Origin of the sequence: Cryobacterium lactosi (assembly GCF_004403945.1) — a bacterium.
Taxonomy (GTDB): Bacteria; Actinomycetota; Actinomycetes; order Actinomycetales; family Microbacteriaceae; genus Cryobacterium; species Cryobacterium lactosi.
Genome location: NZ_SOHM01000002.1, coordinates 58,657 through 70,521 on the forward strand (window position 1 = coordinate 58,657; position 11,865 = coordinate 70,521).

The window sequence follows — 11,865 nt, forward strand, 5'->3', positions numbered from 1 at the left end:
GGGAACGGTTGGGCAGGGGCGTCAGCGCTTGGAGGTGGGCAGCGGCGGCCGGGCGGCCGCGATCTCGAAGATGCGGCCGCGGCAGGCGAACCAGCCGATCACCAGCGCCGGGATGATCAGGCCGAGCGAGCTGATGGTGAGCGTGCCGACCGGCCAGTCGAAGGCCATCAGCACGAGCACCGTCGCGAGGAAGACCAGGGTGAGGTAGCCGGTGTACGGGGCGCCGGGCATCCGGAACGCCGGCCGGGTGAGGATGCCCGCCTTGGCCCAGGCCTGCAACCGCAGCTGGCAGAGCACGATCATGCCCCACGCGCTGATGATGCCGATCGCGGCCATGTTCAACACGATCTCGAACGCCTCGTCAGGCACCAGCGCATTCAGTGCCACACCGAGCAGGGTGACCACGCCGGTGAGCAGGATGCCGCCGAACGGCACCCCGTTGCGGCTCACCTTGTCGGCGAAGCGGGGCGCGGACCCGGCCAGGGACATCGACCGAAGGATGCGTCCGGTGGAATATAGCCCCGCGTTCAGCGACGAGAGCGCGGCGGTGAGCACGACGAGGTTCATGATCACGTCGACACCCTCGACGCCGATCGAGCCGAAGAAGGTGACGAACGGGCTCACCCCGGCCTCATATGCCGTGTACGGCAACAACAGGGACAGCAGCAGGACCGAGCCGACGTAGAAGACCGCGATGCGCACGATGACGGTGTTGATCGCCTTGGGCATCACCTTCTCCGGGTTCTCCGTCTCACCGGCGGCGGTGCCGATCAGCTCGATCGAGGCGTAGGCGAACACCACACCCTGCACCACGAGTACCGAGGCGAGCAGACCGTTCGGCAGCCAGCCGCCGTTCTCGGCGATGAGCGAGAAGCCCACGGTCGCGCCCTCCACCGGGGTGCCGAAGATGACCATCCAGGTACCCACGATGAGGAACACCACGATCGCGACGACCTTGATCAGCGCGAACCAGAACTCCAGTTCGCCGAACACCTTCACCGAGAGCAGGTTGAGGCCCAGCACCACGGCAAGGGCGAGCAGCGCGAACATCCACTGCGGCACGTCTCCGAACGGGGCCCAGTACTTGCCGAAGAAGTTCATGTACAGCGCCACCGCGGTCACGTCCACGATCGCGGTCATCACCCAGTTCAGCCAGTACAGCCAGCCGGTCACGAACGCGGTCTTCTCGCCGAAGAACTCCCGCGCGTACGACACGAAGGAACCGGAGGTGGGCCTGTGCAGCACCAGCTCGCCGAGCGCCCTCAGGATCAGGAACGCGAAGAACCCGCAGATCGCGTACACGAAGACCAGGGCGGGCCCGGCGATGGCAAGCCGGCCGCCCGCGCCGAGGAACAGGCCGGTGCCGATGGCGCCGCCGATGGCGATCATCTGCACGTGCCTGGCCTTGAGGCCCTTGTGCAGCCCCGCATCCTCGTGCACGCTCAGGGCGTCGTCGATGTGCTCGAGCGGGGATTCGTCGTGATCGCGGTGGTGCGATGCAGCGTCGGGGGGAGTGGGCGAGTTCTCCGGCCGATCCGGCCCGGTGGTGCTGGTGGTCACGTGACGCATCCGATCTGGGGGTTGCGGCAACACTAGTCGACCGCTAGGGAGCGGTCAGGGTCTAAAGACCCGTTCCTGTAGACTGAGTTCCGACACTCTGACCCAGAGACGACACTCTTCTGTAGAGAGCCGGGAGGCCCCATGGCGACAATCCTCCTGGTTTTCCTGCTCGTTTCCGTGCTCACCCCCACGCTCACCCGATTGATCGGGTTGCGCGTTTTTTATGTCGTCGCCCTCCTGCCCGCGGCGGCCTTCGTCTACACCCTGACGCAGACCAGCGTGATCACCGACGGCGGCGCCGTCACCCAGAGCCTGCCCTGGATCCCCCAACTGGGGATCAGCCTGTCGTTCCGGGTGGATGCGCTCGCCTGGCTGCTTGCCCTCGTCGTCACCGGCGTCGGCGCCCTGGTGCTCATCTACTGCGCCAGCTACTTCGACGAGGACGAACCCAGCCTCGGCCGGTTCGCCGCGCTGCTGCTCGCGTTCGCCGGCACCATGTACGGGCTCGTCACCGCTGACGACATCCTGGTGATGTTCATGTTCTGGGAGATCACCAGTGTGCTCTCCTACCTGCTGATCGGGCATTACACCACCAAGCGGGAGAGTCGCGGTGCGGCACTGCAGGCACTGCTGGTCACCACCTTCGGCGGCCTGGTGATGCTCGTCGGCGTCGTGATGATCTCGGTCGATGCGGGTACCACCTCACTGGCCAGCATCATCGCGGACCCCTCCGACAGTCCCGTCGCGATCTGGGCGGTGCTGCTGATCCTGGTCGGCGCGCTGTCGAAGTCCGCGCTGATCCCGTTCCACTTCTGGCTGCCCGCCGCGATGGCCGCGCCCACCCCGGTCAGCGCGTACCTGCACGCCGCGGCGATGGTGAAGGCCGGCATCTACCTCACCGCCCGGTTCGCGCCCGGCTATGCCGACTCACCGGGCTGGCTGCCGGTGCTGGTCACCATCGGTGTCTGGACCATGCTCGTGGGTGCCTGGCGGTCGCTGCGCCAGCACGACATCAAGCTGATGCTCGCCTACGGCACCGTCAGCCAGCTCGGCTTCCTCATGGTGGTCGTCGGGTTCGGCACCCGCGACGCCGCACTCGCCGGGGCGGCGCTGCTGCTCGCCCACGCACTGTACAAGGCCACCCTGTTCCTCGTCGTCGGCATCATCGACCACCGTGCCGGCACCCGTGACTGGCGCAAGCTCTCCGGGATCGGTCGCCGTGAACCCGCGCTCGCGGCCATCGCCCTGATCGCCGTGGCGTCGATGGCCGGACTGCCGCCGCTCATCGGTTTCGTCGCCAAGGAATCGGTGTTCACCGCGTTCATCGAGGCCGGCCTGGCCGGTGACGGCTGGGGCTGGATCGCCCTGGCCGGCACCGCGCTCGGTTCGGTGGTCACCGTCGCCTACAGCGCCAAGTTCTTCTGGGGCGCGTTCGGCACCCGGCCGGCGATCAGCGACACGCCCCTGCACGCCAGCCGCTGGGACTTCAACCTGGCGCCCGGCATCCTCACCGTCGCCACCGTGCTGCTCGGCCCGTTCGTGATGCTGCTCGACCCGATGCTGGCCGCGTACGCGGACACCGTCCCCGGCGGCGGCGACTACCACCTCGCTCTCTGGCACGGCTTCGAACCGGCGTTGCTGCTCAGCACGATCGTGGTGCTGCTGGGCCTGGGCATCTTCGCCCAGCGCAAGCGGGTGGCCCGCTGGCAGGCCGCCGTGCCCGCCTGGGTGGACGCCGGCCACGGCTACGGCCACACCGTGCGGTTCATCGACAAGGTCGCCGCCCGCACCACCCACCTCGCCCAGAGGGGCGGCCTGCCGCAGTACCTGTCGACCATCCTCGTGGTCTTCGTGCTCGCCCTGGGCGCCGCCTCCTTCGTCAACCGCACCTGGCCGGACGCCGTGGTGCTCTGGGACTACCCGGCGCAGGTGATCATCGGCCTGATCATGATCATCGCCACGGTCATGGCGGCCAGGGTCGGCCAGCGGATGACGGCGGTGCTGCTGGCGGGCGTCACCGGTTACGGCCTGGTCGCCCTGTTCGCCTTCCACGGCGCCCCGGACCTGGCGCTCACCCAGGCGCTGGTCGAGTCGATCACCCTCGTGGTGGTGGTGCTCGTGCTGCGCCGGCTGCCCAGCCGCATCGCCCAGCACAACAGGCCGATGCACCGCCGCCGCCGGGCGATCATCGGCGTGCTGGTCGGCATCACGATGGGAACCATCGCGATCATCTCGCTCGGCGCCCGCCAGTGGCCCGACATGACCGCCGACCTCGCCCGCCTGGCCGTGGTCGAGGGTCACGGCCAGAACATCGTCAACGTGATGCTCGTCGACATCCGAGCCTGGGACACCATGGGTGAGGTGTCGGTGCTCATCGTGGTGGCCACCGGCGTCGCCAGCTTGCTGTTCGTCTCCGGACGCAGCGAGGAGATGCCGCGCCTGCGCGAATCACGCAACCGGCGCGAAGCCAAGAACCGGCGCCGTGTTGTGGCCGACCCGCACGCCAGCTCCGCGGGGCATGCCGTGACCCGGCAGTCCTGGCTGCTCGGTGGGCGCACCCAATCCCCGGAGAACCGGTCGATCATCATCGAAGTCCTGGTGCGTCTGCTGTTCCACCCGGCAATCGTGGTGTCGATCTACCTGCTCTTCGCCGGCCACAACCTGCCCGGCGGCGGTTTCGCCGGCGGACTCCTGGCCGGGCTGGCCCTGGTGGCCCGGTACCTGGCCGGTGGCCGCTACGAGCTCGGCGAGGCCGTGCCCATCGACCCGGGCAAGATCCTCGGCCTGGGCGTGCTGCTGGCCGTCGGCACCGCTGTCGGGTCCCTGTTCGTGTCGGGAACACCGCTGGAATCGGCCTACTTCGAGGCCGACCTGCCCGTGCTCGGGCACCTCTCCTTCGGCACCTCGAGCATCTTCGACATCGGCGTGTACCTCGTGGTCATCGGCCTGAGCCTGGACATCCTCCGCAGCCTCGGCAGCGAGATCGACCGGCAGAGCGAACTTGACGAACCCGGCGACGACGACCCCGACCAGCCGACCGTGCCGGCGATCGGCAACGCCTCCAGCGACGCCGGCGACGCCATCGGCTTCGACGCGTCATCCGAGTGGACCCCGGCCGAGCCGCCCGCCGTGGGCACCGGACCGGCGACCGCCCCTATCGACCAGCCCGGCGACAGCTCGACCGCACCGGCAGGGGGACACCGATGAGCGCTTCCCTAACCCTGGTGATCGTGATGGCCGCGATGTATGCCGCCGGCATCTACATCATGCTCGAGCGCAGCCTGACCCGGGTGCTGATCGGGTTCCTCTTGGTGGGCAACGCCACGAACCTGCTGATCTTCATCATGAGCGGCCGGCCGGGCAGTTCGCCGATCGTCACCGGCACCCCACTGGACGACACCATGGTGGACCCGCTGCCCCAGGTACTGATGCTCACCGCGATCGTGATCAACTTCGGTATCACCGCGCTGCTGCTGGCCCTGATCTACCGCTCCTGGTGGCTGGCTCAGCTCGGCGACGAGGGCGACACCCTCACCGACGAGCACGCCGCGGACACCACGGAGGACTCCCAGATCACCTTCCGCTCCTCCACCGATGACGAGGCCGCCGTGCAGGCATCCCTGGACGCCAGCGAGGACGGCAGCGACGACGACAGCTCGGGAGTCGACGCCACCGACCGATCCGACGAACGCGTCCCACCGCCAAGCGGCGACGCTCCATCCGACCGGGAGGGCGGCACCCGATGAACGTCCTCGTGCCCCTCGTTGTCGCCATCCCACTGCTCGGGGCGGCCCTCGCCATCGCGCTCGGCCGTCGGTCGCGCTACCAGGTCGCGGTGAGCGTGCTCACCCTTGTCTCGGTCGTTGTGATCAGCACCATCCTCCTCGTGCTCGTGGACCAGCAGGGCCCTGCCGTGGTGAACGTGGGCGGCTGGCAGCCGCCGTTCGGCATCGTGCTGGTCGTGGACAGGCTGTCGGCGATCATGCTGCTGGTCTCGGCGCTGATGCTGTTGGGCGTGCTGCTCTTCGCCGTGGGGCAGGGCATCGTCGACAGCAACCGGGAAACCCCGGTGTCGATCTTCCACCCCACCTATCTGGTGCTGTCCGCCGGGCTGTTCAACGCATTCATCGCGGGCGACCTGTTCAACATGTACGTGGGGTTCGAGATGCTGCTCTCGGCCAGCTACGTGCTGCTGACCCTCGGTGGAACGGGTGCACGCATCCGGGCCGGCGTCACCTACATCGTCGTCAGCCTGATCTCGTCGATCCTGTTCCTCTCGGCCATCGCGCTCATCTACGGCGCGACCGGAACCGTGACCCTGGCGCTGCTGGCCGAACGCATTCCGCAGCTGCCCGGTGACGTGCAGCTGATCCTCGGGCTGATGCTGCTCATCGCCTTCAGCGTGAAGGCGGCCGTGTTCCCGCTGTCGTTCTGGCTGCCCGACTCGTACCCGACCGCTCCGGCCCCGGTCACCGCGGTCTTCGCGGGCCTGCTCACCAAGGTGGGCGTCTACGCGATCCTGCGCACCCAAACCCTGCTCTTCCCCGACAACCCACTGCAGGTTCCACTGATGATCGTGGCTCTGCTCACCATGGTGATCGGGATCTTCGGCGCGCTCGCCCAAGCCGATATCAAACGCCTCCTGTCGTTCACCCTGGTCAGCCACATCGGTTACATGATCTTCGGTATCGCCCTGGGCACCGAAGCCGCAATCGCGGCCACCATCTTCTACGTGGTGCACCACATCATGATCCAGACCACGCTGTTCCTCTGCGCCGGGCTGATCGAACGCATCGGCGGCACCACCTCGCTGGCCCGGTTGGGCGGGATGCTCAAGGCCGCGCCCCTGGTTGCCATCCTGTTCTTCATCGGCGCTCTCAACCTCGGCGGCATCCCGCCGTTCTCCGGCTTCCTTGGCAAGGTCGCCCTGTTCGACGCCGGTGTGCAGGTCGGCGGCGCCCTGAGCTACCTGTTGCTCGCCGGGGGAGCGGCCACGTCGCTGCTCACCCTCTACGCCCTGGCCCGGGCCTGGAACATGGCGTTCTGGCGGCCGCGGCGCGACGTGGAGAACTATGACTCCGCGGTGCTCGACGCGCTGCAGGACGACCCGCACGATGAGGGCACGGTCAAGACCAAGACCACGTCGCCGCTGATGACCGCCGCCACCGCCACCATGCTCGCACTGACCGTGAGTCTCACCGTATTCGCCGGCCCGGTCTTCGACCTCACCGCCCGCGCCGCGGCGGACATCGTCGAGCCGGCCACGTACATCGACGCCGTCTTCCCCGGAGGTGCTCCGTGAGTTCGGTGAAGCAACGCCTCGGCGGCATGCTCAGCCAGCTGCCGCTGTTCCTCGGCCTGGTGCTGCTCTGGGCCCTGCTCTGGGGAAAGTTCTCCTGGCTGAACCTGGTCACCGGCGCGGTCTTCGCCGCCGTGGTCTCGGTGGTGTTCTATCTGCCGGCCGTGCAACTCAGCGGACGGATCAACCTGTGGCGCACCGCCTGGCTGTTCGGCAAGCTGATCTTCGACATCGTGCGCGCCTCGGTCGACGTGTCCTGGCTCGCCCTGGGCCCGGGATACACCCCGAGCAACGCCATCGTCGCGGTGCACCTGCGCACCCGCAGCGACCTCATCCTCACCTGGACCGCCGTGGCCACCTCGATCGTGCCCGGCTCGATCGTGGTCGACATCGAACGGGTCGACTCCACGCTCTACCTGCACGTGATCAACATGCACGACGCCGCGGAGACCGACGCGTTCCGGGCGCGGGTGCTCGCCACCGAGCGGCGCATCGTGATGGCTTTCGGCTCGGCCGAAGACGTGGAGCGGGTCTGCCGGGTGCGCGGGGAAGAGAACCGGGTCGTGGACGCGCCGGGCTCGCCCGGCCCGCACAGCCGCCCCGACCTCGCCCACCCCGCCGAGTCGTCCGACCCTCAGCACTCCGACCCTCAGAACGGAGCCCAGCCATGACCCCCATGGACATCGTTGCCATCATCGCCGGACTCATGTTCGGCGCCGGAGCGCTGGCGGCCATCTACCGCATCATCCGCGGACCGAGCGTGCTGGACCGGGTGATCGCCTCCGACGTGCTCGTGGCCACCATCATCTGCGCCCTCGGCGCCGAGATGGCGTTCAACCGGCATACCGACAACCTGCCTGTGCTGCTCGTGCTGGCGCTGTTCGCCGTGCTCGGCTCACTCAGCGTGGCCCGGTTCCTGCCCGGACGGGACCGCGCATGAGCGCCGTCTGGAGTGACGTGATCACGGCGGTGCTGGTGTTGCTCGCTGCGCTGATGTGCCTCGCGGCCGGCGTCGGCCTGCTCCGGTTCCCCGATGTGCTCACCCGGCTGCACTCGGCGACGAAGCCGCAGATCCTCGGCCTGATGGCCGTCACCCTCGACATCGCGGTGACCAACTTCAGCGTCGGCACCGTCACGCTCGTCGTGGCGATCGTCGTGTTCCAGGCGCTCACCGCGCCGATGGCGGCACACCTGGTGGCGCGTGCGGCCTACCAGACCGACCACCTGCGCCCCGATCTGCTGGTTCTGGACGAGCTGCGGGATGCACGCGGCTGATAGTATTGCCGGGTCGCGACTGGCGTAGCACGAAAGATGGGTCACCATCGGGGAGCGACTAGACACGGTTAGTGACCGCACGCCTGGGCCACGACACATCCATCGATAGTCTCAAGGAGTTCTCCCGTGTCCGACACTGTGCTTACCAGTAACGTACCCTCCACCTTTAACGAGCCCCTCGAGGTCGTCGACCCCGAGATCGCCGCGATCCTCGAGCAGGAGCTCGGTCGCCAGCGCGACTACCTGGAAATGATCGCCAGCGAGAACTTCGTGCCCCGCGCCATCCTGCAGTCGCAGGGCTCGGTGCTCACCAACAAGTACGCCGAGGGCTACCCGGGCCGCCGTTACTACGGTGGCTGCGAGTACGTCGACGTGGCCGAGCAGCTGGCCATCGACCGTGCCAAGAGCCTCTTCGGCGCCGAGTACGCGAACGTGCAGCCGCATTCCGGCGCCACCGCCAACGCCGCGGTGCTCTCCGCGATCGCCACCCCCGGCGACACCATCCTGGGCCTGGAGTTGGCGCACGGCGGCCACCTCACCCACGGCATGAAGCTCAACTTCTCCGGCAAGCTCTACAACCCGGTCGCCTACGGTGTCGACCCGGAGACCTTCCGCGTCGACATGGACGTGGTGCGCGACAAGGCCCTCGAGCACAAGCCGCAGGTCATCATCGCCGGCTGGTCGGCCTACCCCCGCCAGCTCGACTTCGCCGCGTTCCGCGCCATCGCCGACGAGGTGGGCGCCAAGCTCTGGGTCGACATGGCGCACTTCGCCGGCCTTGTCGCCGCCGGCCTGCACCCGTCGCCGGTGCCCTACGCCGACGTCGTCTCCAGCACCGTGCACAAGACCCTCGCCGGCCCGCGCTCCGGCTTCATCCTCTCCCGCGACACCGCGCTGGCGAAGAAGCTCAACTCCAACGTCTTCCCCGGCCAGCAGGGCGGCCCGCTCATGCACGTGATCGCCGCCAAGGCCACCGCGTTCAAGCTCGCCGCGCTGCCCGAGTTCAAGGAACGCCAGGAGCGCACCCTCCGCGGCGCCCGCATCCTCGCCGACCGCCTCACCGCCGATGACTCGCGTGCCGCGGGCATCGACGTGCTCACCGGCGGCACCGACGTGCACCTGGTGCTCGCCGACCTGCGCAACTCCGAGATCAACGGCCAGCAGGCCGAAGACGCTCTGCACGAGGTGGGCATCACCGTCAACCGCAACTCGGTGCCGTTCGACCCGCGCCCGCCGATGGTCACCTCGGGCCTTCGCATCGGCACGCCCGCCCTGGCCACCCGTGGCTTCGGCGACGCCGAGTTCACCGTGGTCTCCGACGTCATCGCCGAGGCCCTCAAGCCCGGCGCCGACATCCAGGGCCTCCGCGCCCGGGTGAAGGGCCTCACCGACGCGTTCCCGCTGTACCCCGGCCTCTCCCAGTAGGCCCGTCGGGTGGTGACGGATGCGTAGCCCTCGCGTGAGCGCATCCGTCACCAGCCGCCCCCGGCATCGTGTTGCCTGCCCGTTGGGGCCGGTGGGCGTTGCCAGATTGGCGTGCAGCCTCAGGCTGGGGCGTGCGCGCAGCACCACCGACAGATCGGATTTCGCATGACCGCACTCACCCTCGACGGCGTCGCCACCGCGACCCAGGTCAAGCTCGAACTCACCGAGCGCGTTCGCGCGCTGGCCGCGCAGGGCATTGTGCCCGGGCTCGGCACCCTGCTCGTCGGCGCCGACCCCGGCTCGCTCTCCTACGTGGCCGGCAAGCACCGCGATTGCGCCGAGGTGGGCATCGAGTCCATCCGGATCGACCTGCCCGGCTCTGCCACCACGGCGGATGTGCGAGCCGCAATTGCCGACCTCAACGCCGCCCGCGAGGTCACCGGCTACATCATCCAGCTGCCGCTGCCCGTCGGCCACAACGAGAACGCCATGCTCGAGCTGATGGACCCGGCCAAGGACGCCGACGGCCTGCACCCCACCAACCTCGGCCGCCTGGTGCTGGGCATCGAGGGTGAACTCACCTCGCCGCTGCCCTGCACCCCGGCCGGCATCGTAGAACTGCTGCGCCGCTACGACGTGCCGATCGCCGGCAAGAACGTCGTCGTCATCGGGCGCGGCCTCACCGTGGGCCGCCCGTTGGGCCTGCTCTTCACCCGGAAGGGACTGGACGCGACCGTCACCCTGACGCACTCCCGCACCGTGGACCTGGCCGCCGAGGTGCGCCGCGCCGACATCGTCGTGGCCGCTGTGGGCCAGCCGCACCTGGTGCAGGCCGACTGGATCAAGCCCGGCGCCGCGGTGCTCGACGTAGGCATCACCCGGGTGGAGAACCCGGAGACCGGCAAGGGCCAGCTCACCGGAGATGTGCACCCCGACGTCGCGTCGGTGGCCGGCTACCTCTCGCCCAACCCCCGCGGCGTGGGCCCGATGACCCGCGCGATGCTCCTGGCGAACGTGGTCAAGGCCTCCGAGCGCCTCCTCAAGTCCTAGCCTCCCCAATCCGCGAACTGTGAGTTAAGCCCCAAAATCGCGCCGTTTTAGGTGCTTAAGTCACAGTTCGCGGGGAGTGGGTCAGGTCGCGAGGCGGTGCAGGGCGGCGTGGCCGAGGTACGACTGGGCGTTGTGACGGATGCCGTCGATCTCGTCGGGCATGAGGGCACGTCGCACCTTGCCGGGCACGCCGGCCACCAGGGAGCCCGGCGGCACGATGGTGCCCTCGAGCACCACGGCGCCCGCGGCCACGAGCGAGCCGGCGCCGATGACCGCGCCGTTCAGAACCGTGGCGGCCATGCCGATCAGGGCGCCGTCTTCGACCGTGCAGCCGTGCAGCACGGCGCCGTGACCCACCGACACGTCGCGGCCCACGGTCAGCGGGAAACCGCTGTCGACATGGCAGGAGACGTTGTCCTGCAGGTTGGAGCCCGCGCCGATGCGGATGGGCTCTGCCTCGGCGCGCAGCACCGCGTTGTACCAGACGCTGGCCTGCTCGGCCAGGCTCACGTTGCCCACCAGCACCGCGCCGGCGGCGACGAACGCGGTCTCGGCCACGTGCGGCCCCGGACGGTCGGGCAGGGTGAGCAGGAGGGCGGCGCTGTCGGCGGTCATGGCTCCACCCTAGCCATCCGCGCTGCCCCTCGAAAAAAGGAAGAAGTGAGCTAAAAAGGACGAAATCCGCCTCAGCGTCCTTTTTTCCGGCCCTTGTCCTTTTTTGCGATCGAGCCGGGCGGATGCCGGGCTCTAGGATTCAGGGATGGTGAACACCGCGCATCCCGCCGTTGACAGAGTGCGCCTGGCGCTGAACGCTCAGGGCATCGACCCCGAGATTCGCTGGTTCGACGATGCCACCACGACAGCCGTCGCCGCCGCCGCGGCCCTGGGCATCGAGGTGGGCGCCATCGCGAACTCGCTGGTCTTCACCCTCGACGGGGCGCCGCTGCTGGTGCTCACCTCCGGGGCACACCGGGTGGACACGGTCTGGCTGGGGGAGCGGCTCGGCGGCACCATCGGCCGCGCGTCGAAGGACCTCGTGAAGGAGGCCACCGGCCAAGTGATCGGCGGGGTCGCGCCCCTCGGGCATCCGTCGCCTATTCGCACGCTGGTCGACGAAGATCTCGCGGGCTACCCCGTGGTCTGGGCCGCGGCGGGGCACGCGCACACGGTCTTCCCCACCACGTTCGCCGAGCTGCTGCGCCTCGCCGGTGGCGAGGCGACCCCGGTCGTGCCGCCCACCGCCGACTGACCCGGGC

11 protein-coding genes and 1 riboswitch are annotated in these 11,865 nt (G+C 68.8%); of the genes, 9 read left to right on the plus strand and 2 right to left on the minus strand.

Features of this window, described 5'->3' with window-relative positions:
- Positions 1 to 21: 21 nt before the first annotated feature.
- Complete coding sequence (locus E3T61_RS00370) at positions 22 to 1,458, minus strand: amino acid permease (RefSeq protein ID WP_241992325.1); 1,437 nt, start codon at positions 1,456 to 1,458, stop codon at positions 22 to 24.
- 243 nt (positions 1,459 to 1,701) lie between these two features.
- Here E3T61_RS00370 and E3T61_RS00375 point away from each other — a divergent pair, with 243 nt between their 5' ends.
- From E3T61_RS00375 to E3T61_RS00410, 8 genes are all read left to right on the plus strand, one after another.
- A complete protein-coding gene (locus E3T61_RS00375; RefSeq protein ID WP_134638950.1) occupies positions 1,702 to 4,767 on the plus strand; it encodes a Na+/H+ antiporter subunit A in 3,066 nt (1,021 codons plus the stop codon).
- A complete protein-coding gene (locus tag E3T61_RS22145) occupies positions 4,764 to 5,306 on the plus strand; it encodes a sodium:proton antiporter (protein ID WP_198418617.1) in 543 nt (180 codons plus the stop codon). Before E3T61_RS00375 ends, E3T61_RS22145 begins: the two co-directional genes overlap by 4 nt.
- A complete protein-coding gene (locus tag E3T61_RS00385; RefSeq protein WP_134638951.1) occupies positions 5,303 to 6,862 on the plus strand; it encodes a Na+/H+ antiporter subunit D in 1,560 nt (519 codons plus the stop codon). The genes E3T61_RS22145 and E3T61_RS00385 overlap by 4 nt, the downstream gene beginning before the upstream one ends.
- Positions 6,859 to 7,530 carry a Na+/H+ antiporter subunit E gene (locus tag E3T61_RS00390; protein ID WP_134638952.1) on the plus strand — a complete coding sequence of 224 codons (672 nt, stop codon included), beginning with the start codon at positions 6,859 to 6,861 and terminating at the stop codon, positions 7,528 to 7,530. The genes E3T61_RS00385 and E3T61_RS00390 overlap by 4 nt, the downstream gene beginning before the upstream one ends.
- Positions 7,527 to 7,799 carry a monovalent cation/H+ antiporter complex subunit F gene (locus tag E3T61_RS00395; RefSeq protein WP_134638953.1) on the plus strand — a complete coding sequence of 91 codons (273 nt, stop codon included), beginning with the start codon at positions 7,527 to 7,529 and terminating at the stop codon, positions 7,797 to 7,799. The genes E3T61_RS00390 and E3T61_RS00395 overlap by 4 nt, the downstream gene beginning before the upstream one ends.
- Entirely contained in the window at positions 7,796 to 8,134 is a 339-nt protein-coding gene (gene mnhG / locus E3T61_RS00400; RefSeq protein WP_134638954.1) for a monovalent cation/H(+) antiporter subunit G, read from the plus strand. The genes E3T61_RS00395 and mnhG overlap by 4 nt, the downstream gene beginning before the upstream one ends.
- Positions 8,135 to 8,139: 5 nt before the next feature.
- A riboswitch (ZMP/ZTP riboswitch) is annotated at positions 8,140 to 8,230 on the plus strand.
- Between the two features lie 30 nt (positions 8,231 to 8,260).
- Positions 8,261 to 9,559 (plus strand): serine hydroxymethyltransferase, encoded by a 1,299-nt coding sequence (gene glyA / locus E3T61_RS00405; RefSeq protein ID WP_134638955.1) that lies wholly within the window; start codon positions 8,261 to 8,263, stop codon positions 9,557 to 9,559.
- A 165-nt stretch (positions 9,560 to 9,724) separates the two neighbouring features.
- Positions 9,725 to 10,609 (plus strand): bifunctional methylenetetrahydrofolate dehydrogenase/methenyltetrahydrofolate cyclohydrolase, encoded by an 885-nt coding sequence (locus tag E3T61_RS00410; RefSeq protein ID WP_134638956.1) that lies wholly within the window; start codon positions 9,725 to 9,727, stop codon positions 10,607 to 10,609.
- 81 nt (positions 10,610 to 10,690) lie between these two features.
- Here the strand turns inward: E3T61_RS00410 and E3T61_RS00415 are convergent, their stop codons facing one another.
- Positions 10,691 to 11,224, minus strand: coding sequence for a gamma carbonic anhydrase family protein (locus E3T61_RS00415; RefSeq protein WP_134638957.1), 534 nt, complete (start codon positions 11,222 to 11,224; stop codon positions 10,691 to 10,693).
- Between the two features lie 145 nt (positions 11,225 to 11,369).
- On the opposite strand from E3T61_RS00415, the gene E3T61_RS00420 reads away from it, so the two are divergent.
- On the plus strand, positions 11,370 to 11,858 hold the full coding sequence (locus E3T61_RS00420) for a YbaK/EbsC family protein (RefSeq protein ID WP_134638958.1): 489 nt from the start codon (positions 11,370 to 11,372) through the stop codon (positions 11,856 to 11,858).
- Positions 11,859 to 11,865: the final 7 nt, after the last annotated feature.